This window comes from Photobacterium damselae (genome assembly GCF_003026815.1).
GTDB lineage: Bacteria > Pseudomonadota > Gammaproteobacteria > Enterobacterales > Vibrionaceae > Photobacterium > Photobacterium damselae.
Genome location: NZ_PYOG01000030.1, coordinates 18,968 through 40,297, shown reverse-complemented (window position 1 = coordinate 40,297; position 21,330 = coordinate 18,968). Strand labels below are relative to the sequence as shown.

Annotated in this window: 19 protein-coding genes; 10 read left to right on the top strand and 9 right to left on the bottom strand. The window is 40.4% G+C overall.

Translation table 11 applies throughout. The annotated features are described in order from the left end of the window. Positions 1-31 precede the first annotated feature (31 nt). Positions 32-904, top strand: coding sequence for a DMT family transporter (locus CTN07_RS18875; RefSeq protein WP_036763779.1), 873 nt, complete (start codon positions 32-34; stop codon positions 902-904). Positions 905-1,077: 173 nt separating this feature from the next. Further along, complete coding sequence (purT, locus tag CTN07_RS18870) at positions 1,078-2,253, top strand: formate-dependent phosphoribosylglycinamide formyltransferase (protein ID WP_005299217.1); 1,176 nt, start codon at positions 1,078-1,080, stop codon at positions 2,251-2,253. Between the two features lie 106 nt (positions 2,254-2,359). Here the strand turns inward: purT and CTN07_RS18865 are convergent, their stop codons facing one another. Both CTN07_RS18865 and CTN07_RS18860 read right to left on the bottom strand, forming a co-directional pair. Then, positions 2,360-2,998 carry a thiopurine S-methyltransferase gene (locus CTN07_RS18865; RefSeq protein WP_036763777.1) on the bottom strand — a complete coding sequence of 213 codons (639 nt, stop codon included), beginning with the start codon at positions 2,996-2,998 and terminating at the stop codon, positions 2,360-2,362. 311 nt (positions 2,999-3,309) lie between these two features. After that, positions 3,310-3,603 carry a hypothetical protein gene (locus CTN07_RS18860; protein ID WP_005299211.1) on the bottom strand — a complete coding sequence of 98 codons (294 nt, stop codon included), beginning with the start codon at positions 3,601-3,603 and terminating at the stop codon, positions 3,310-3,312. A gap of 238 nt (positions 3,604-3,841) precedes the next feature. Between CTN07_RS18860 and CTN07_RS18855 the strand changes: the two genes are divergently transcribed. Further along, positions 3,842-4,270: a nitrous oxide-stimulated promoter family protein gene (locus CTN07_RS18855; RefSeq protein ID WP_036763775.1), complete on the top strand. Its 429-nt coding sequence runs from the start codon at positions 3,842-3,844 to the stop codon at positions 4,268-4,270. A gap of 172 nt (positions 4,271-4,442) precedes the next feature. Here the strand turns inward: CTN07_RS18855 and CTN07_RS18850 are convergent, their stop codons facing one another. Together CTN07_RS18850 and CTN07_RS18845 are read right to left on the bottom strand one after the other, a co-directional pair. After that, entirely contained in the window at positions 4,443-4,811 is a 369-nt protein-coding gene (locus CTN07_RS18850; protein ID WP_036763773.1) for a hypothetical protein, read from the bottom strand. 28 nt (positions 4,812-4,839) lie between these two features. Then, a complete protein-coding gene (locus CTN07_RS18845; protein WP_036763771.1) occupies positions 4,840-7,239 on the bottom strand; it encodes a helicase-related protein in 2,400 nt (799 codons plus the stop codon). 260 nt (positions 7,240-7,499) lie between these two features. Between CTN07_RS18845 and CTN07_RS18840 the strand changes: the two genes are divergently transcribed. The 4 genes from CTN07_RS18840 to CTN07_RS18825 all read left to right on the top strand — a co-directional run bounded on the left by CTN07_RS18840 (position 7,500) and on the right by CTN07_RS18825 (position 13,293). Further along, entirely contained in the window at positions 7,500-8,396 is an 897-nt protein-coding gene (locus CTN07_RS18840; RefSeq protein ID WP_005299205.1) for a 1,4-dihydroxy-2-naphthoyl-CoA synthase, read from the top strand. 439 nt (positions 8,397-8,835) lie between these two features. Next, positions 8,836-10,524 (top strand): NAD-dependent malic enzyme, encoded by a 1,689-nt coding sequence (locus CTN07_RS18835; protein WP_005299202.1) that lies wholly within the window; start codon positions 8,836-8,838, stop codon positions 10,522-10,524. A 242-nt stretch (positions 10,525-10,766) separates the two neighbouring features. Beyond that, complete coding sequence (locus tag CTN07_RS18830) at positions 10,767-11,441, top strand: SanA/YdcF family protein (protein ID WP_005299200.1); 675 nt, start codon at positions 10,767-10,769, stop codon at positions 11,439-11,441. A 481-nt stretch (positions 11,442-11,922) separates the two neighbouring features. Then, positions 11,923-13,293, top strand: a complete 1,371-nt coding sequence (locus CTN07_RS18825; RefSeq protein ID WP_005299197.1) for an SLC13 family permease — start codon at positions 11,923-11,925, stop codon at positions 13,291-13,293. A 114-nt stretch (positions 13,294-13,407) separates the two neighbouring features. Here CTN07_RS18825 and CTN07_RS18820 read toward each other — a convergent pair whose 3' ends face one another. From CTN07_RS18820 to CTN07_RS18800, 5 genes are all read right to left on the bottom strand, one after another. After that, positions 13,408-14,712, bottom strand: a complete 1,305-nt coding sequence (locus CTN07_RS18820; RefSeq protein ID WP_005299196.1) for a GGDEF domain-containing protein — start codon at positions 14,710-14,712, stop codon at positions 13,408-13,410. A gap of 227 nt (positions 14,713-14,939) precedes the next feature. Next, entirely contained in the window at positions 14,940-16,226 is a 1,287-nt protein-coding gene (locus tag CTN07_RS18815; protein ID WP_036763769.1) for a DEAD/DEAH box helicase, read from the bottom strand. Between the two features lie 227 nt (positions 16,227-16,453). Next, the gene (gene nagK / locus CTN07_RS18810; protein ID WP_005299190.1) at positions 16,454-17,365 is read right to left on the bottom strand and encodes an N-acetylglucosamine kinase; all 912 of its coding nucleotides are present in this window, start codon (positions 17,363-17,365) and stop codon (positions 16,454-16,456) included. Between the two features lie 128 nt (positions 17,366-17,493). Beyond that, entirely contained in the window at positions 17,494-18,216 is a 723-nt protein-coding gene (locus CTN07_RS18805) for a tRNA-uridine aminocarboxypropyltransferase (protein WP_005299187.1), read from the bottom strand. A gap of 144 nt (positions 18,217-18,360) precedes the next feature. Next, complete coding sequence (locus CTN07_RS18800) at positions 18,361-18,705, bottom strand: DUF3802 family protein (RefSeq protein ID WP_036763767.1); 345 nt, start codon at positions 18,703-18,705, stop codon at positions 18,361-18,363. 173 nt (positions 18,706-18,878) lie between these two features. Between CTN07_RS18800 and CTN07_RS18795 the strand changes: the two genes are divergently transcribed. From CTN07_RS18795 to CTN07_RS18785, 3 genes are all read left to right on the top strand, one after another. After that, entirely contained in the window at positions 18,879-19,235 is a 357-nt protein-coding gene (locus tag CTN07_RS18795; protein ID WP_036763765.1) for a glutaredoxin family protein, read from the top strand. 206 nt (positions 19,236-19,441) lie between these two features. Further along, on the top strand, positions 19,442-19,912 hold the full coding sequence (locus CTN07_RS18790; RefSeq protein ID WP_225314515.1) for a hypothetical protein: 471 nt from the start codon (positions 19,442-19,444) through the stop codon (positions 19,910-19,912). Between the two features lie 117 nt (positions 19,913-20,029). After that, positions 20,030-21,262 (top strand): mechanosensitive ion channel family protein, encoded by a 1,233-nt coding sequence (locus CTN07_RS18785; protein ID WP_005299179.1) that lies wholly within the window; start codon positions 20,030-20,032, stop codon positions 21,260-21,262. The last annotated feature ends 68 nt before the right edge of the window (positions 21,263-21,330 follow it).

Genomic DNA, 21,330 nt, shown 5'->3' with positions numbered 1-21,330 from the left:
TCCTAATGAACTTGATAATGGCTTAGTCTTCATGCCTCAATCACACAACCCAATTCAAGGTGCAAGTTGGATGTTAACCGCAGGACTTGCTTTTGCGATTGTTAACAGTTTAGCTCAGTACCTCAGTATCAAACTTGGTCTTCCTTCAACGACTGTGGCACTTATTCAGTATTTTATTGCACTGATTGCTATGCTCCCTTGGCTACATAGTTTAGGTTTACGACAAGCTCTACGCACTCAACATTTTGCAACCCACTGTTTCCGTGTATTCCTCTCTGTTATTGGCATTCAATTGTGGTTGTGGGCTCTAGCCTACCCAGTACCGATTTGGCAAGGTATTGCACTTCTGATGACTTCGCCGCTATTTGCCACTATTGGCTCAGGCTTATTTTTAAAAGAAAAAGTCGGTGCCGCGCGATGGATTGCAACTATTGCCGGTTTTATTGGTGCAATGATCATCTTAGAACCGTGGAGCGATAGCTTTAACTGGGCAACACTACTACCTGTTGGTGCAGCTTTCTTCTGGGCCTGTTATTCACTCATGGTTAAGAAGCAATCAAAACACGACTCACCAACAACCATTGTGGTTTATCTGCTAATTTTGATCACCCCATTTAATATCTTCTTAGCTGCGCCTGATTTTACTATGCCATCTTCAGGTCTAACATGGGCTTTATTAGTGGCAGCAGGACTTTTAACCGGGCTTGCACAATGGGCTATCGCCAAAGCCTATGCGGTTGCTGATGCCTCTTTTGTTCAACCATTCGACCATGCCAAATTGCCTCTTAATGTGTTAGCTGGTTGGCTTGTCTTTGGTTGGGTTCCACCCGGTCGTTTATGGCTAGGTGCTGCGATCATTATTTTTTCCGTTGCGTTTATTACTCAATGGGAAAAAAGAAAATAATCCCTTTCTGACCTATATAAGAGCGGCTTAGTCAGTCGCTCTTTTTTTATTCAATTAACAGGATAAATCCATAGAAACAAGCAAAACCACCAAAGCAAACGTTTGCGCTAGGTAAATAATTCGGTATGATGCCAACCAACAACCATATTGATTAGCTCAAAAAAGGATTCATCATGCTTGGAACAGCCTTAACAAATAGTGCAACCCGTGTACTTTTACTGGGTTCTGGTGAGTTAGGAAAAGAAGTGGCTATTGAGTGTCAGCGCCTTGGGGTTGAAGTTATTGCAGTCGATCGCTATCCCAATGCACCAGCTATGCATGTTGCTCACCGTTCTCATGTTATTGATATGCTCGATGGCGAAGCGTTGCAGCAAATTATTGCAACGGAAAAGCCACACTATATTGTTCCAGAAATTGAAGCGATTGCGACAGACACGCTTGTTGAATTAGAAAAACAAGGTCTAAATGTAGTACCAACGGCGAATGCGACCAAACTAACAATGAATCGTGAAGGTATTCGTCGTTTAGCGGCTGAAACCTTATCAATACCCACTTCACCTTATCGTTTTGCCGATACTTATCAAGATTTTGTCGATGCCATTGAATTTGTTGGTACGCCTTGTGTGGTAAAACCAATTATGAGCTCTTCAGGTAAAGGACAAAGTGTCATAAAATCGGAAGCTGATTACGCAACGGCATGGCAATATGCTCAAGAAGGTGGTCGAGCGGGACAAGGTCGAGTTATTGTTGAAGGCTTTGTTGAGTTCGATTATGAAATCACCTTACTGACTATTAGAGCCGTTGATGGGATTCATTTCTGTGCTCCAATTGGACATCGTCAAGAAGATGGTGATTACCGTGAATCTTGGCAGCCACAAGCAATGACCGAGCAAGCTCTTATTGCCGCACAAGATGTGGCCGCTAAAGTGGTTGATGCTCTTGGCGGTTATGGACTCTTTGGGGTTGAGTTATTTGTTAAAGGCGATCAAGTTCTGTTTAGTGAAGTCTCCCCTCGCCCACACGATACAGGAATGGTGACCCTGATTTCTCAAGACCAATCCGAATTTGCCTTACATGTTCGCGCTTTCTTGGGCCTACCTATTCGTCATATCTGCCAATATGGGCCATCAGCGTCTGCGGTCGTACTTGCCGAAGGTACTTCAAATGCCATTCAATTTAGTGGATTAGACCAAGCCTTAATCGAACCTAATACTCAAGTTCGTTTATTTGGTAAACCAGAAATCCATGGTCGTCGTCGTTTAGGCGTAGTTCTAACAAGAAGAACCTCAACGGAAGATGCCATCACAGATGCAATTACCGCAAGCAAACAGATTAAAGTGCACTTCTGATTACAACTAAGATCGGATAAATAACAAAAAAGAGCTTCAATGAGAGACAATTCTCCGTTGAAGCTCTTTTTCTCATTTATCTTTCTCTGTTCTCTTTTCTCTTAGTCTATCGCTCAATTAACCACACTTCTTCAGCAAAGCGAGAGACCCCTTGCTTAATACGAGGATGATTCTCATCGCCTTCGTCACGAGCTAGACGAGAAACTTTACAACCTGAGAATAATTGTTCAATTTCTTGCTGATCAACGCTAAATGGAGGCCCTGCCATTTCTGCTTGAGGATAATCAAGAGAAACTAAAAGAATACGACCATTTTCAGCTGTAAGGCTCAAAAGATGGTTCACATAGGCTTGGCGTAGTTCTTGCGGCATTGCGACCAAAGCCGCTCGATCGTAGACCAATTCAACTGGCTCAATCTGAGTAGCAAAAAAATCACCGCAGTGGATAGTAATTTCATCAAATTCATAAGTGAGTTGATGACCCACCCCAGTCACTAACGGGGTATAAAGGTTCTCAGCAAAGAAAGCTTTAACGGCAATATCACTCAGTTCGATACCAACGACTTGATTATGGCGTTCTGCCAGCCATACGAGATCATTACTCTTACCACACATAGGTACTAAGACTCGCTCATTTCGCTGAGGCTTAAGTGTTGGCCAGTACTCCACCAGCAAAGGATTGATATCGGTTAAATGAAAGCCAATACGATTTTCAGCCCAACGGCTATGCCAAAATTCAGGATTCATGTTGCTGACTACTCTCTTTTTCGTTGTTATTCGCTTTTGCATTTCAGTGGTGCTTAGCAGGTAGCAGTATAACAAAGGGGTGAGATAGGTTCGAGGGAAAGGCAAGGAATGCAAACAGAAAGGCTATACCCAAGTAACCCTAACATACATAGATATATTGGATACTTAGGTATAGATGCGCAAAAGGAGAGCCTCATGCTCTCCTTTTGCAATTCAAGCTTAATTAGTGGATTAAACTCGAAAAATTTGTTCTTCAATCTTCTTCTTAATGAGAGTCATTGAATCAACGATTTAAACATCCTGGTTTAAGATTAAGAAATACGGAATAACTTAATCGAGTCGCGACGTACAGTTACGCCACGAAAAGTTACAGGCTCTAATAGAGTCATTAACTGTTTAGATACGAAGAATTTACCGCCGTACGCGCGGTCACCGCCACGGTTAACCCAATCTGCAAATTGATCAGCAAGGCTGAACATTGAGTTACCCACAAGCAGTACTAATACTTTAGCGACTTCGCTGTCATTTTGACGATTGAACTCTGAGTCACGAACTTTCTTACGATATTCCTCAACAATTCTTTCTAGACACTCAAATCTGCTCATATTCACCACCATCATAAAAGAGGCGAGGATACTACTGCTCATAAGCGGTGAAATCAAGGGATAGCCGGGTTATTCTGTCGATAAATTGCAGTTTTTTAGTTAACTGGCAATATGTTAACCAAAAACTTATATCTAAATCACATTTTTAGAACATAGATTGTGCATATTTTATTAAGTTTCATTCTTAATGCATCTTTGCTATCCTATTTTTAAGACAAAAAACGAGAAAGGTATAAGAATGAATCCAGTTTCGGACATTATCTTGCTTGGAAGCCTTCAAACTGAGTTTAAGACAATAAAAGCTATGGTGGAGATCTATTGTAAAGACCATCATCACCCTAAAGAACCAGAAGATACGATATGTGAAAACTGTCAAGCCTTCTTAGATTACGCAGAAATGCGCTTAGATCGCTGCCCGTATGGAGATGAAAAACCGACGTGTCGCGTCTGCCCTATTCACTGCTATAAAAAAGAACAGCGAGAACTTTCTAGAACAATCATGCGTTATTCTGGGCCAAAGATGCTATTAAAACATCCTATTTTGGCAATTAGACACTTACTTTCGGAAAAAAGACCCATTCCAGAGCAAATTCCTGAAAACAATACCAATCGTTTTAAACGAAAACAGCAAGAAAAGAGTAATACCATGAATAAAAGAGCAGATTAAAATCACTTAACCTATTGTTAGTTAAATGCAAATAAATGTATGGCTATTCACTAACATCCTAGGTTTTCACTATCTTTATTCATATATCCATATATAAACACTCATACTGTAAAAATTTTTACATAAAAAAACACTCGCTGTAATGGCGAGTGTTTTTTGTTCAATAAGAAAATCAGTTGCGGTAATAATCGACAACTTGAATTTGTGCTTTTTGATCTGTTTTCTCTAAATTCAGTGTAAATTGGTGTTGATTCAAAACATGGACAGAACCACCAATTTCTCCAATTACATTAACCCCTTCGATTTTCTTAAAAGGCTTATCTTTTTGGTAATTCATCGTCACTGTTAATTCGGTTGGAGCTGTCGTTTCTACTGAGAATTTGCAAATACCCGATGGGCAATAAACATCCATGCCCGTGGCAGATGCTCGTTCAATTTGCTCTACGCCTTTATCTGGTGTCACACTGATTTTGGCATCTTGGCCACATCCAGTTAATAAGGAACTCACGATAATTGCAGTTAGACCTAATATTTTTTTCACTGTCGTTTCCTTATGTCCTAACAAATCATTATTTAATATCGATGATTCGACTCGCTTTACGGTATTTGACTCGCCAGCCATTCCATCGTGGTAATTCCCAACGTTTTGGATCCTGTTTACGCTTTCCGTCACAATGAACAGCGGTAACCATTTTACTAGCGACATGATACTCAATTGTCATTTTGAGATCGTTTAATGCCACTACAGCAGGATAACGCTCATCAAAATCACTACGCTCCCACTCTGGAATTCCATTAAACGTAAAATCGTCACAAGTAAACATCTCAAGATCATCAACGGTTTCAACACCAAGATCTTCAATTTGTTGCGCTAGCCAATCTTTCGTAACAACGGTTTTTGCGGGCAGCTGGCATTGGGTTTCATCATATAATCCCAAAGCCAAATATAGATTCCATTGGTGAATATCAAACTCTAGTTTTGTATACAGACCATCTAAGATTTGATTCGAAATAATGAGATCAACCAAAGCCTCTTGAGCAATATCCCCTTCTGGTTGTCGCCATTCCGATTTAATCACTCGCCCTGCATACACATAATCAATAGATGTTCTAACGCCGTCATCGGTTTGAATTGTCTCTCCAACTTGCTCTGTCGCTAAATGATGAGCCTTAATTAGTGACAACGTCACAGGAGCCATGCATGTTGCTAACACTAGATTTTGTTTAACACCCCGCCCAGGTAACGCATACTGATCAAACACAATTGCAGCTTCAGCATCGTCTAATAACAAGCAATCTCGACCGACAGTCAGTTCATAGAACCCATTAGTTAGAGCTTGGCGGCGTCTTTCCCTGCGCACAAAAACCAGTTCAGGCGTTGCGACCATCACAGCATCAAGCCATTCAGCTCGCTTAAATCGACTCGCGACACTTAATTCGGGTAATTCAAGGGCATCTCGAATCTGCACCGACAGTTGTTGAGCTTCTTGATGAACAAGAGGATCGACATTCAGCCAATCGGGCAATTCATCAAATGGCGTACGAACAATCGCAATCAACCCAGTGGCATCACAACCTTCGATTTTTAACCACTGCTTGAGTAACGCTAGCTGCTCTTCACCACTAGGGCTCTGCCACAACTTTTGCGGGACAGATAAAGCGGCAGATAGATCCACCATAGCCTCTTTTAACCCGCGAGTTGGCATCGCGGTAATTAAGTGGGCAAATAAGGTATCAATCGGTAATGGGTAAAGCACTCTACCGTGATCAGTTATTGCCCCCTTGTCATCAATCGCCTTCATCTTAGTTAAAACACTGCGTGCTTGTTCTAGGGTTTTCTCAGGCAAAACATCAATAAAAGGTAAAGATTCTAAAGAATAGCCACAACAAAGAGCAGCAAGATACGGTTCAACTAACTCTTCTCGTAGTAATTCAGGAGGCGTGAGTCGCTCAAGTGGCGCCGCTTTGCCATATAGTCGAATGCAAGTACCTGAACGCACTCGTCCAGCACGTCCCTTCCTCTGTTCGGCACTGGCATTTGAAATGGCATGCAAACTTAATACAGTTCGTCCATTACGCTGGTGGGTCCGTCGTTCCAAACCAGAATCAATAATAAGAGTGATCCCCGGAATGGTTAGCGACGTTTCAGCAACATTCGTCGCTAAGATGATGCGTTGTTTTTCTGATTCGGTTAATGCTCGCTGTTTTTCTTGTTCACTGACAGAAGCGTGCAAAGAGATAACATCCAGTTTGCCACCCTCAATATCATCTCGATATTTCTGTTGTAAGCTCTGTTTAACCGATGAGATCTCTTTACGGCCAGGTAAAAAGACTAATATATCTTGATGATGTTCTCTGTGTACTTCTAATGCTTGGCCAATTTTGCGTTCAATATGTTGAATTTCAGGCATCGACCGAGCATCACTGGCTTGATGAATCACCTCAACATCGAACATTCGACCATTGGCAGTTAGCCTTTTTGCTGCCATATACTCAGCAAGACGCTGGCTATCTAAAGTGGCCGATGTGACAACGAGGCGGTGAGATTGTGTTTGTAATAGTAAAGATAGTAATAAATCGGTATCCCAACGACGTTCATGAAATTCATCAATAATAATGGTTTTAAAATCGGCTAATCCATTCTCACTTAACCAACGAAGAGCAACACCTGGAGTGACAAAAACAATATCAGTATCTTGATCAAATTGGTTATCGAAACGAATCGCATACCCAATTTTACTGCCCCATATTCGATTTTCATCATCGGGAGTTACTGCGATAAATTCGGCTAATGATGTACAAGCGACACGCCTTGGCTCTACCACGAGTACTTTACCGTCTTTTGCAGCCCAAATCGGAAGCCTAGTCGATTTACCCGACCCTGTTTCAGCCTCAACAACCAAATGGTGAGATGACAGCTGTTGTAAGAACTCTTTTTTGACAGCATCTATCGGTAAAGAAAAAGACATACGCCTAACCAACCCAAATAAAACGAATAACGACAAAGAATTACCGTATTGTGACAATTTAGTCTACCATTGTCATGATAGGGTTCCATCCATAGCGATAAATCGATAAGAAAAACGCAATTTCAGTTCGTAACTGGTTATTTCTCAATCCATTACTGTTTATCGGTTTAAATATCCTTAGTTTTTATCAGACAAAAATTGACTTTTTTACACCTGAGCTTATAGCCTAGTAACTATTGATGATAAACCAAGGTGTCAACATGACCGATAAAACCATTTTTAACCCTGAGCTATGGGATGAAGTAGCTGGCTTTGATTTCGAAGATATCACCTACCACCGCGCAAAAGATCAAGGTACGGTACGCATTGCTATCAACCGCCCTGATTGCCTTAATGCATTTCGCCCAAAAACAGTTGATGAGTTATTTACGGCACTCGATCATGCTCGTCAGTGGTCTGATGTAGGTTGCGTTTTATTAACCGGTAATGGCCCATCTCATAAAGGTCAATGGTCGTTCTCATCAGGTGGCGATCAGCGTATTCGTGGTAAAGACGGCTACAAGTACGAGGGCGAAGAAGCAGGTACAGCAGACGTTGCACGCATGGGCCGTCTTCATATTCTTGAAGTACAACGCATGATTCGCTTTATGCCTAAAGTTGTGATTGCGGTTGTTCCTGGTTGGGCTGTTGGTGGCGGTCATAGCCTTCATGTTGTATGTGACCTAACATTAGCATCGAAAGAGCATGCGGTCTTTAAACAAACTGACCCAGATGTAGCCTCTTTTGACTCTGGCTATGGTTCTGCTTATCTAGCAAAAATGATTGGTCAAAAACGTGCTCGTGAAATCTTCTTCTGTGGTTTCAACTACAGCGCTCAAGAAGCTTACGAAATGGGTATGGTCAATAAAGTTGTACCACATTATGAACTCGATGAAGAGGCACTTCGTTGGGCAAAAGAGATCAACAGTAAGTCTCCTACTGCTATGCGAATGCTAAAATATGGCTTTAACCTACCAGATGATGGCCTAGTGGGTCAGCAGCTGTTTGCAGGTGAAGCAACTCGTTTAGCATACGGTACAGATGAAGCTCAAGAAGGTCGTGATGCATTCCTAGAAAAGCGCGATCAGGACTTCAGCAAGTTCCCTTGGCATTACTAATTCTAGATTAGAAAAATCGATATTATCTAGCCTCAGGGTATTATGACCTGGGGCTTTTTCTTGCTTAAACTAATAACAATATATCGATAAATTAAACATTAATAAAACAAACACAACACAATAAAAACAGTTATAAATAGACATAATTTTTCATTTGCCAATTGCGTTACTAAATCGTATCAGCAAGTAAAATTACGCAACATTCTAGCCACCACTCACCAAATAGCCACCAACAGATAAAACAAATAAGCTCAAAAAATTAAAATTTACTCCTGCCAAATGTTACAGAGTGCAAATAAAAGACAAGAAACATGATCTATTTCTCGAAAAATGTGCGCTTAGACTTTGAAATATAAGCATAGTAGGTCTAGGATTACTCCCCAAAGAAAACCATGCCGTGTTTTCATCTCTACTTTACGCCAAAAACAGAGTTAATTGCATGAACTACAATAAAAGACCTTTATATATCCCTTATGCAGGCCCTGCACTGCTTGAAACACCACTTCTAAACAAAGGTAGTGCATTCTCTGTCGAAGAACGCATGTTTTTCAACTTGGAAGGTCTTCTTCCTGAAGCCATCGAAACGATTGAAGAGCAAGAAGAACGTGCTTATCAGCAATACATGATGTTTGATAACGATCTCGATAAGCATATCTATCTTCGCAATATCCAAGATACTAACGAAACACTGTTCTATCGTTTAGTGCAGAACCACATCAGCGAAATGATGCCAATTATCTATACCCCAACAGTTGGTGCTGCATGTGAAAACTTCTCAAATATCTATCGCCGTGGTCGTGGTCTGTTTATCTCATACCCTAACCGTGATCGTATCGAAGAGATGCTAAACAATGCGTCACGCCAGAACGTAAAAGTAATTGTTGTGACCGATGGCGAACGTATCTTAGGTCTTGGTGACCAAGGTATCGGCGGTATGGGTATTCCTATTGGTAAACTGTCGCTATATACAGCTTGTGGTGGCATCAGCCCAGCTTACACACTACCAGTTGTTCTTGATGTAGGTACAAACAACCCTCAACGTCTGTCTGATCCAATGTACATGGGTTGGCGTCATACTCGTGTTACTGGCCCTGAATATGAAAAGTTTGTTGATGAGTTTATCCAAGCCGTCAAACTTCGCTGGCCTGATGCATTAATTCAGTTTGAAGACTTTGCACAGAAAAATGCAATGCCTCTACTTGAGCGCTATAAAGACAAAGTATGCTGCTTTAATGATGATATTCAAGGTACTGCCGCTGTAACCGTGGGCTCTTTATTAGCTGCATGTAAAGCTGCTGGAAGCAAACTGTCCGAACAACGTGTAACCTTCTTAGGTGCTGGTTCTGCAGGTTGTGGTATTGCAGAAGCGATCATTGCTCAAATGGTTTCAGAAGGTATTTCTGATGAGCAAGCGCGAAGCCAAGTATTCATGGTTGACCGTTGGGGCTTACTGCTTGATGGCATGCCTAACCTACTTAACTTCCAACAGGCTTTGGTTCAAAAACATCATAATATTTCAGACTGGGATGTTGCTGATAACAATATTTCACTGTTAGATGTAATGCGTAACGCTAAACCAACTGTATTGATTGGCGTATCTGGTGTTCCAGGTCTATTTAGTGAAGAAGTGATCAAAGAGATGCATGCACACTGCCCTCGCCCAATCATCTTCCCACTATCAAACCCAACCAGTCGTGTTGAAGCAACACCATTTGATCTGATTCGTTGGACAGATGGTAACGCTCTAGTTGCAACAGGTTCACCATTTGAGCCAGTAGTATACAACGGTAAAACTTACCCAATTGCGCAGTGTAATAACAGTTACATCTTCCCGGGTATCGGTTTAGGCGTATTAGCGGTTAATGCTCGTCGTGTTACCGATCAAATGCTGCAAGAAAGTAGCCGAGCGCTAGCTGAATGCTCGCCACTTGCAATTCACGGTCATGGCGCTCTACTGCCACCTCTTGAAGAAATTCAAAATGTGTCACGTAAAATCGCTTTTGCTGTTGCTAAAAAAGCTGTTGAGCAGCACAAAGCGCCGAAGAAGTCTGACGAACGCATTCGTGAAAAGATTGAAGACAATTACTGGACATCAGAGTACCGTCGTTACAAACGTACGTCATTCTAATTACTCTTTCATGTCATAGTATACTCATCGAAATCCGAGCATTGTCTCGGATTTCTTTTTTCTATCAATTAATTGAATTAAATATCAGCAAATAGCCCCATTTATTGATAAACTGACATTTTATGGACAATCTACTGCATTTTTTTTCGCAAATTATTAATCTTAATTATGATTTGCCCTTTTATACGGTTCAAAACGACTGAATCTGTATAAAAGTATGTTTAATTTAGCTTTGGATGCTTATGAAACTGCGTAATATATTCCCGGCTTTTGCAGTTCTCTGTATCATTTTTGTCGGTTCGTTATTGTTGGTTAACCGTTGGGTGTCTGCCGAAACATCCAACCAGATCTATCGCGATATCTCTCAAATCCCATCGCGTTCTGTCGGCTTAGTACTTGGGACAAGCAAATATATTGCTAAGACATTAAACCCCTATTACGAGTATCGGATTCAAGCCGCTTTAGAGTTGTACAAGCAAGATAAGATCAATGTGTTCTTATTGAGTGGTGACAATCGCCATCGTTCATACAATGAGCCATGGACGATGAAGCGTGATTTATTAAAAGCAGGCGTTCCAGACAACGAGATCGTACTCGATTATGCAGGCTTTAGGACTTTAGATTCGATTGTAAGAGCAAAAAAGGTCTTTGAAGCCAACCACTTTGTTATTATTACTCAAAAGTTTCACTGTGAACGTGCTTTATTTATCGCTCAGAATAAAAATATTGATGCGATCTGTTTAGCAGTGCCAGAACCGAAAGGAATGGCAGGACTTAAACTGAGGATACGGGAAGTTCTTGCTCGTGTTAAAGCTGTTATTGATATCTATGTCTTGCATGAGCAACCAAAATTCTTAGGCCCTAAAGAACCGATTGAGGATCCTGTTTATCCGTCACAAGATAGCAACGTAACATGATAAAAATAGCCAGCAATGATGCTGGCTGTTTTTTAACTTTTCTTTTCAACCATTTTTAAGACATTCGCTCGAACTTTTCGCATATGAGCCTGAGCATCTCTCGTTATCTTCAATCTCTGCCTTTTTCTATCTCTCTGAGTCATAACCAAGCCTATTGTGTTTGTTTTTTATGTTAATAACTCATAGTAATGATTTATATTTCGTTGCAAACCAATTGAGCTAACAAGTTTTTTCAATACGAGAAAGATCACACTTCTATCCCTCTTCTTTTGTAAGTTTCATTTAGAATTTTTAGTCTAAAATCACAAATCTTATTAATCCCCGCGCAGTAAGTGATTTTTATGATCACCACCCATTAACAGATATGAAACCTTGTGTACCCTATTAGCCAACAAAATCATTGTGGGTATATGATTTACTTCATATAACTCAACAAGATAATAAGAAAAATCGTCAACCCTATGGAAGGAAATACACGTTTATGACGACTCTTGCTCTCTCAATTAAAAACTGGCTGATCAATAGAAATAGTTTAATTTTTATTGCTGATGTCATTTTATTTGTTGTACTTCTCAACACCTTACCGTTTGAGAAAAATGTGGTAATTGGTTTATCTATCTTAGCTTTCGTTGCCGTTCTTTGGTTAACAGAAGCGATTCACGTTAGTATTACCGCGGTTCTCGTCCCCCTACTTGCCGTTGGATTTGGGATATTCCAAACCCCACAAGCGTTAAGTAATTTCGCCAACCCTATTATTTTCTTATTTTTAGGCGGTTTTGCTCTTGCTGCCGCTCTTCATCGACAAGAACTCGACAAAGCCATTGCCGATAAGGTGTTAATGCTAGCCAAAGGAAGAATGTCTGTTGCGGTCTTTATGTTGTTTGGTGTTACCGCAGTGCTTTCTATGTGGATCAGTAACACAGCAACGGCAGCAATGATGCTTCCTTTAGTTTTGGGCGTACTAAATAAAGTAGACGCTAAACAAGAGCGCAATACTTATGTTTTCGTGCTACTGGGGATCGCTTACTGCGCCAGTATCGGAGGTATCGCAACCGTTGTAGGTAGCCCGCCTAATGCCATTGCAGCTGCTGAAGTTGGCTTAAGCTTTACTGGTTGGATGGCATTTGGTTTACCTGTCACTATGGTTCTTCTTCCAATTACCGTTGCGATTCTCTATTTCATGTTAAAGCCGAACCTCAATCATATGTTCGAACTTGACCATAAACCAGTTGAGTGGAACCACGGTAAATGCATGACGTTAGCCATTTTTGCTCTAACGGTATTCTTATGGATATTCAGCAAACCAATCAACGCTATGCTAGGTGGCTTTAGTAAGTTTGATACACTTGTGGCTTTAACTGCGATCGTCCTATTAGGTGTATCGCGTGTGGTTCGCTGGAAAGATATTGAAAAATCAACCGACTGGGGAGTCTTACTACTATTTGGTGGTGGTATCTGTCTAAGTAACATTTTAAAGGCAACAGGCACCAGTGTCTTTTTGGCTCACAGTTTAAGTGAGTTTCTAGCTCAAGCGGGCTTGTTCTTTACGATATTAGTAGTTGCGACCTTTGTTGTATTTTTGACCGAGTTTGCAAGTAATACCGCTAGTGCTGCGTTATTAGTTCCTGTTTTTGCAACCATTGCAGAAGCTCTAGGCGTATCTCCAGTTGTACTTTCTGCCTTGATTGCTGTTGCAGCATCGTGTGCCTTCATGCTCCCTGTTGCAACACCACCAAATGCCATTGTCTTTGGCTCTGGGCACATAAAACAGTCTGAGATGATGAAGGTCGGTATCTATCTTAACCTCGCCTGTATCATCGCTCTAACCTTCTTTGCTTGGTTCTTCTGGTAAGAGCTTTCAGGGATAATTCTTCTCCTTTAAAGACAACAAAGCCGCTATCAATTCAAATAGCGGCTTTCTTTTACCTATTAGGCTCTCTTTTATCTGTTAGCTGTGGCGATTAAACTAATCCCATGCAATTTCTACACGGTTTCGTCCACGTTCTTTCGCTTTATATAAGGCTTCATCAGCACGTTCCATTAAGCGATTAAACTCTTCATTTTCTAGTTGCGCGACACCTAAACTACAAGTAACAGAGAATTCATTTCCCCATTGATACTCGGCAATCGCTTCTCGTAATAGTTCAGCTTTCTCCGCCACCACACCAAGTGAGGTGCTAGGACAAAAAACAACAAACTCTTCACCGCCCCAACGAACCAACATATCACTTTTATCGATATTTCTACGCAATAAATCAGCAAACTTTGCTAGGACTTCATCACCTCGACCATGACCGTATTTATCATTAATCTTTTTAAAGAAGTCGATATCAATGTAGATAACTGAAAACGGCTGAGCCATATCTTTTGAATGCTCGACCACCTGTCGCACCCAGTCACTAACAGCATTTCGGTTTTTCGCTTTAGTTAAAGGGTCGATGTAAGCTAATTCTTCAAAACGTAAGCTTTTTTCAAACAACACCTTATTCATTGTTTTTAATCGAGCTGCTTTTTGTTCTGCATTTTGGATCTGCTTATACAAACGAATACGTTCAGTTGTTAAAAACACCAACGCAGTTAAAATCCAAATCACCAGTAAAATTTTGACTAAGTTTTCTTCAGAGATCCACGTACCATAAAGAACCAGTTTGTTTAATGTAATGCCGTAGTGAGTCGGTTTTACATAACTGCCGGTTGCGATTTCAATTATGGAAACATTATCAAACTGAGGCCCAGCTTTTTCTATCGGTAACTCATACTCAGCTATCCACCAAGAGAGAACTTGAAACGACTTAAGTGGAATAACTTGCAGTCCTTGATCTTTGCCAGGCGCATATTCAATCGCGTTAAACTTAAGAGAGACAGGATCTGTTTCATTGGAATAAGACTCATCATAATTACGTAAATAAATACGAACGCGCTCGCCTTCTACAGGACTATCGTAATCAATATCTAAACCAATAGCGTGATACTTGCTAAGATCGAATCCTTTAGCCACACTGTCAGAAAGCGATATAGCCATCTCACAAAATGGCCATTGTGATTTTTTAACTAATTCACAATTTAAAATGGCGCCGTCTGGATTAATATCAAGTTCTGCGGTTGATGCTCCACCTTGATGTGAATCATCGATTAAACGAAATGTAGAGTTCTTTGGGGTGATGACCAGCTCTTTTTCAGCACCGCCAAAATAAAACCAGCCATAAACAATAATGGTTATCGATACCAACCAATAAGCGGTATAGCGTAGGCGTTGTCTTAAATCTGCCATCGCAAGTTCCTAAAAAGACAGAGCAAATCTGTATTAAAACACAATCTGCCGAAAACTTATTTCATATGTTAAAGTATGTCTAGATATTAATTAACATTTCAATCAATATGAGATCTAAGTTAGCCTTTTAAAGACGAATGGACCGTGATTTGTGCCATGAATGGCGCTCTTTTTCTAAATACTGCGAGCGCCTTCAATAATTTATATGAAGTAAGTTAAAATCGATATTATCGACGACGATTATTTTTACCGCGATTTTGATGAATTTTTGCTTTCGCTTTTGCGCGACGTTTTTCAGCAGAGCGCTTTGGCATTGTGGTTTCAACTGTTGCTAAAGGATCTGGCTCAAACCCTTCTAACCACTGCTGAGGTAAACGAGTATCCAGCAGTTCTTCAATGCCTTTTAAAATCCACTCTTCGTCTAAGCTCATCAGTGTAATGGCATGTCCAGCACTGCCCGCTCGACCAGTACGGCCAATACGGTGAACATAGTCTTCAGGTTTAAATGGCATATCAAAATTCACAACATATTCTAGCTGCTCGATATCAATACCTCGCGCCGCCACATCGGTTGCAACTAATGCTCGAACTTTACCCGATTTAAAATCATCCAATGCACGCTGACGAGCACCTTGACTCTTATCACCATTAATCGAAGCGGCTTTAATACCATCTAACCCAAGTTCTTTTACTAATTCATCAGAGCCTTGCTTGGTTTTAGTAAAGACAAGCACTTGCTGCCAGTTACGAGAGCCAATCAAGTATGAAAGCAATTCACGTTTACGATGCTTATCAACCGGATAAACCATTTGTTGAACCGTTTCGGCTGCCGTATTCGCAGGTGTTACCTCAACCATTTTTGGCTCTGTCATAATATCAAACGCTAATTTCTTAACTTGCTTTGAGAACGTAGCAGAGAAAAACAGAGTCTGACGTTCAGCAGCCATGCGTTTCATAATACGCTTAATATCAATGATAAAGCCCATATCTAGCATACGGTCCGCTTCATCAAGCACAAAACATTCAAGATATTTTAGTGATAGCGTACCAACATGCATGTGATCGATTAATCGTCCCGGTGTAGCAATCACGATATCAGCACCTTGTTGAAGTGCTTTAACCTGAACATTCATGCTAGTACCACCATAGGCAACAACCACTTTTAAATCGGTATGTTTACAGTAAGTCATAACATTATCGTAAACCTGCTGAGCAAGCTCACGAGTCGGTGTTAACACCAAACCACGAATCAATGCCGGTTGCTTACGCTGTTCGGTTTGTTCTGCTTCATCTGCATGTAATTCACTCGCAGCCGGATAACTCATTAAACGATGCAGCATCGGCAGTGCAAATGCAGCTGTTTTACCAGTACCAGTTTGGGCTCCAGCCATTACATCAACGCCCGTTAACGCGAGAGGAATTGCTTGTTCTTGCACTGGGGTTGGCTGCTCAAATCCAAGTTCATGGATAGCTTGAAGTAATTTCGGATGAAGACCTAGGGAGTCAAACGACATAACCGATTCCTATTAGAGGTAAAACAGAGTCAGCTTATTAATATAGAACTGATAATAGGGGGCGGATTTTAACAGGCAATGTAAGATAAACAAATCAGGAAGATAAAAAAATCGAGATGATAAAAATCGATAAACAAAAACGGCACACTCAAAGTATGCCGTTTCATCAAATAATCACGAATGATTTAACTCAACATGATATAACCAAAAACCTTGGGGATCCGTTCTTAACGCTGAATGTTTAAGAAAGCAGCACCACGAACACCACCAGCATCGCCGTGTTTAGCTTTTACGATTTTTGGTGGTTGAGCAACAGACAGTAGATGTTTGCCAATACGCTTTGGCACTTCATCATAAATAAGGTCGAAGTTAGACAAACCACCGCCTAGCACAACGACGTTTGGATCAAGTCCGGTGAAGATATTAGCAAAGCAGATTGCCAGTAGTTCCATAAAACGATCAACATGTTCAACCGCTTTTGGTTCCCCTTCTGCATTACGCTTTATGATTTCAATCGCTTTAAGTTCTTCACCATAATAATGAGCGTATAACAACTCAAAACCACGACCAGATAAATAGTTATCAATACAACCTTTATTACCACAGCCACAGCTTAGTAACGGTGCATTTTCACCAAGATGGAACCATGCATCTAGAGGTAAACGCGCATGACCTAACTCACCCGCGACATGGTTCATACCAGAAAACGCTTTACCATCAATAACAATACCACCGCCAAAACCGGTACCAAGAATCAAGCCTAACACCGACTTTTCATCTTGTAGCGCCTCATCCCACGCTTCAGATAACGCAAAGCAGTTTGCATCATTATCAATAGTGACAGAACGTCCTAATTTTGCTTCTAAATCTTTGCGCAGAGGCTTGCCTTTAGCTGCTGCAATATTAGAGGTCAGTACCGTACCATCACGAGCATCTTCCATTCCTGGAATACCAATACCGACATGACCTTCACAACCAAACTCTTGATCGGCTTTTTGGATAATAGCCACAATAGTATCAATTAATTGCTGGTAATCATCACTTGGCGTAGGTACGCGCTCCGTTGCTACACGTTCAAGTTTCTCATTAAACGCGCCAAATTCTATTTTAGTTCCGCCTACATCAAAGCCGTAGTACATTGTTCTCTCCCAGAAAAAATCTGTATCCTAAAAAGTATTGCAATCAAAGAATTATCCACACTTCTACGCCTACAGACTGTGATCAAAACCCAAGATTACTTGGCAAAATTGTCAGGTTGATCGAAAAATTAATCGCAATGGGCTAAACGAGATTTCAAAGCGGTCATCGCCGTATCATCTGCAAGCTCTCTGTTCATTTTGCCAGCAATGTAATGATCGCGGAAAACATCGAACCATAAATCCAACACTTCAGCATTTCGAGTCTCACCAAATTGCTCAATAATTTTTGCAGCAACTTCAGCTGTACCTAATTGGTTCTCTTTGGATGCTTCACGCACTTTATAGCGAGATGGTTGTTCAGGATCGATAGATAAAACGGGGAATTGAGCTAAATATGGACTCTTACGGAACATCTTTTTCGCTTCAGCCCAACTACCATCTAACATAATAAACAGTGGACGTTTACCTTGAGCGAGTTCAACTTTTTCAGCGACACGCTCAGGCTCGGCATATTCAGCGGGAAAAACAACATAAGGCTGCCATTGAGGATCATTAAGCAACGCCATCATTTCGGTATTTTCTTCGGTGCGAGACCAAATATAAGCAAACGTATCTTCAAATAGATCGGCGATTAAACGACCAGTATTACTTGGTTTCAGCACTTCAGTATCGTACATCACCAGAAGAAATGCCGCGTTAGAATTAACCGTAGGTCGATGCTCACAAATACATAAGTGCGGTCTGAGCATACATTGGCGACAGCGCTCTACTTTGCAGCCACGAGCTCGAAATGGTCGAGTTGAGCGAGCTAAACGTTCTTCGTATAGTGTGTGAACTGCATGAATGCGCATGGGGTATTACCTGAATTAGAAAAAACCGCAGCATTCTACAGAAACCTATGCTGTACCGCCAATAAATTCTAAAAGCGGTATCCATACAGTTAAATCACCTAGGTATCTATTATTATATGTATCTGCTCTTATAGGTATCTGTTATTAGTAGCTTGAAATTGCCGTATCAAATAAGTTTTTAACTAGGCCAATATACTCTTCTAAGAAACGAATCTGTTGATTGGTGGGATAATAGCGCCACACACCTGCCAGCACTTCATTAAGATCGGCCACAACGGCATCTGCGTCTTTTAATAATTGAAACCGAACATCAGACTCTAATTCTGGGTTTTGTTCAAACACAGCCATGATATGTGTTGCAATAAGATCCATCACAATATCTTCAATAGTTTGTTCACCACTGTGTTCTTTTTGTGCCGATTCAAATAATGCCAAATTCTCGGCCAAAAACTCTATCAGAGCATGATATCCCGATGATTCTACAACCATTATACTATTAACTCATATATTAATTATTGTTTAGCATGATAATGATGCGGATAATAAATGCAATGATAATGCCCACTATTTTAGCGATATATATTTCACCTTATGCTCTCCCTATTTAAGGGTGAGATGATGTAACATAGTGTTGATACTTAAATAACAAAAAGGCTCAACATATGAAATTAATTCGCGCAATTCTTGGCAAGCTGATTCTGATATTAAATGCCGTTTTCTCACCAAAGTCCGTTCAACGAACTGCAGAACAGCAAGCTGACGTCAATCAACAAGTGGAAGCATTAACACTTTATCAATTTGATGCCTGCCCTTTTTGCGTTAAAGTGCGTCGAGCAGCTAAGCGATTAAACCTGCCTCTCAAAACTCTAGATGCGAAACAACCCATTTATGAGCAAGAATTGATTAATGGTGGAGGTAAACGTAAAGTACCTTGTCTTCGCATTGAAGAAGATGGCAAAACAGAGTGGATGTATGAATCCAATGACATTATTGCCTACCTTGAACAACGTTTTAACTAAAAATCATTAACCGATAAAAATCTAAGTTGACCCTATTCAGCTTAGATTTTATGCAACTTGCAGAATTTTTCTATTTCGTTATTCAATCAATTCATTTATAAAATATTAGTATTCTAAAAACACAGTGAATCCAATTTGAAATATAAATACCACAAGGTCATATTAACAATTGTATTTATAACTTTCGAACCACTTTGGAACTGTCTGTGTTTAACCGTTATCTTCTACCTGTATTTTTTGCGCTAACCACCACTTATTCATCTTTTGTTTTTGCTGATACAACTCAACACAACAGCTTTGAAGCAATTCCAGATAAAAATGAAATCGTTACTCACACCGATTTTGGTGTTCAGACTTATATTTTTCATTTCAATGGCGGTGGCCAACACCTTTCAAGTATCGACTTTATTAATCGTATGGATACTGAATCTCATACGTGCGATAGCTGGAAATACGTTTCTGCGCTCGATAACTACAATATTTACAAGCAAACGATTTTAAAAGTCAGTACAGATTATAACTCTGCTGAGAAATACTGTGTTGCTCACGCCTATGCCAGTAATAACGGTGATGCTATGGGACAAATCCTTCATATGATGGAAACCAAAAGCCATGTTGATATTGCTGGCTTCAATATTTCTGCAGATGGGTTTTCAACTGCCCTTAATAAACTGTAAAAAGATCATAATGATTTCTATCGAAACGATCCTACGAGAATAGCTTGGCGATAAAGCATTAAGTAGCAAATAAATGCTAAGATACGGTTAGAACATATAATTAGCTTGGAGAGTGTTTTGAGCAAGCAAATACGGCAGGCCGTTGCAGAAGGCATGTCCAAATTAGGGATAAATATCCAACCTCACGATAATTTTTCGACTATCGTAATTCTTATTTTATGTACCATGGTCGCATTTGGTACCTACGTTATTGTCCGTTGGGGGGTGTTGAAGATACTCAACGCGATGATAAAACGGACCAAATCACAATGGGGAACTATATTGGTTCATCATCAGGTATTAGAAAAGCTGTGCTTAATCATACCTGCGGTTGTGATGAATTTATTGATCCCCTTAGTGCTAGATCAATATGTCCTACTCAGTGATTTAATTGATCGAGTCTTAGGTATTTGGCTTATTTTTGCGCTAATTAGAAGCAGTTACGCTTTCTTAGATGCTTCAAATGATATCTTCAACATGAATCATCTAAGTAAAAACCTCCCAGTAAAGAGTTTCGTTCAACTCTTTAAGTTAACCATATTCTTTATTGGTTTCTTTGTGGGAATTTCGATTTTAGCTGACCGCTCTCCTGTTTACTTTCTAAGTGGCTTAGGTGTTGCAACCGGTTTAGTGTTATTGATGTTTAAAGACACAATTCTTGGTTTTGTTGCAGGGATTCAATTAGCTGCAAACCAAATGATTCAGGTCGGCGACTGGATTCAAATGGATAAATACGGTGCCAACGGTAGTGTTGATGAGGTATCGTTAACAACCATAAAAGTAAAAAACTTTGATAATACGGTAACGAATATTCCCGCCTATGCCCTAGTACAAGACTCCTTTATTAACTGGCGTCAGATGCAAGAATCGGGCGGACGACGTATTAAACGCTCTATTTTAATCAATATTGATACCATCCGCTTTTTAACCGAAGATGATGAGCAAAAGCTTGCTACTATTCCCTTTGTTGGTCAGTACATCAAAGAGAAAAAAGATGAGCTGAACCGTTCTGGCAATCCTTATCTGGTTAACTCGCTGACAAATATCACGGTGTTCCGAGCTTATCTAGAGGCGTTCTTACAGCAAAATACCCATTTGCGTAAAGATATGACGTTTTTGGTGCGTGAATTAGAGCCAACAGCACAAGGGCTACCCATCCAGATTTATGTGTTTGCTAACGATACGCGTTGGGCTTACTACGAAGGTATTCAAGCCGACATTTTTGACCATGTATTTGCAGTATTACCTCAATTTGGTTTAGCGGCATTCCAAAGCCCTGCGGCGTCAGATATCAGAGAGATCAAGATCTAACTTATCTTTCAAATGGCACCATAACAAAAAGCCCCTTCTCATTATGTTTGAGTAAGGGGCTTTTTCAT

Coding starts and splice junctions, on each gene's coding strand:
- CTN07_RS18875 (WP_036763779.1), top strand. CDS start 32: ATGCCTCAATCACACAACCCAATTCAAGGTGCAAGTTGGATGTTAACC.
- purT (WP_005299217.1), top strand. CDS start 1,078: ATGCTTGGAACAGCCTTAACAAATAGTGCAACCCGTGTACTTTTACTG.
- CTN07_RS18865 (WP_036763777.1), bottom strand. CDS start 2,998: ATGAATCCTGAATTTTGGCATAGCCGTTGGGCTGAAAATCGTATTGGC.
- CTN07_RS18860 (WP_005299211.1), bottom strand. CDS start 3,603: ATGAGCAGATTTGAGTGTCTAGAAAGAATTGTTGAGGAATATCGTAAG.
- CTN07_RS18855 (WP_036763775.1), top strand. CDS start 3,842: ATGAATCCAGTTTCGGACATTATCTTGCTTGGAAGCCTTCAAACTGAG.
- CTN07_RS18845 (WP_036763771.1), bottom strand. CDS start 7,239: ATGTCTTTTTCTTTACCGATAGATGCTGTCAAAAAAGAGTTCTTACAA.
- CTN07_RS18840 (WP_005299205.1), top strand. CDS start 7,500: ATGACCGATAAAACCATTTTTAACCCTGAGCTATGGGATGAAGTAGCT.
- CTN07_RS18835 (WP_005299202.1), top strand. CDS start 8,836: ATGAACTACAATAAAAGACCTTTATATATCCCTTATGCAGGCCCTGCA.
- CTN07_RS18830 (WP_005299200.1), top strand. CDS start 10,767: ATGAAACTGCGTAATATATTCCCGGCTTTTGCAGTTCTCTGTATCATT.
- CTN07_RS18825 (WP_005299197.1), top strand. CDS start 11,923: ATGACGACTCTTGCTCTCTCAATTAAAAACTGGCTGATCAATAGAAAT.
- CTN07_RS18820 (WP_005299196.1), bottom strand. CDS start 14,712: ATGGCAGATTTAAGACAACGCCTACGCTATACCGCTTATTGGTTGGTA.
- CTN07_RS18815 (WP_036763769.1), bottom strand. CDS start 16,226: ATGTCGTTTGACTCCCTAGGTCTTCATCCGAAATTACTTCAAGCTATC.
- nagK (WP_005299190.1), bottom strand. CDS start 17,365: ATGTACTACGGCTTTGATGTAGGCGGAACTAAAATAGAATTTGGCGCG.
- CTN07_RS18805 (WP_005299187.1), bottom strand. CDS start 18,216: ATGCGCATTCATGCAGTTCACACACTATACGAAGAACGTTTAGCTCGC.
- CTN07_RS18800 (WP_036763767.1), bottom strand. CDS start 18,705: ATGGTTGTAGAATCATCGGGATATCATGCTCTGATAGAGTTTTTGGCC.
- CTN07_RS18795 (WP_036763765.1), top strand. CDS start 18,879: ATGAAATTAATTCGCGCAATTCTTGGCAAGCTGATTCTGATATTAAAT.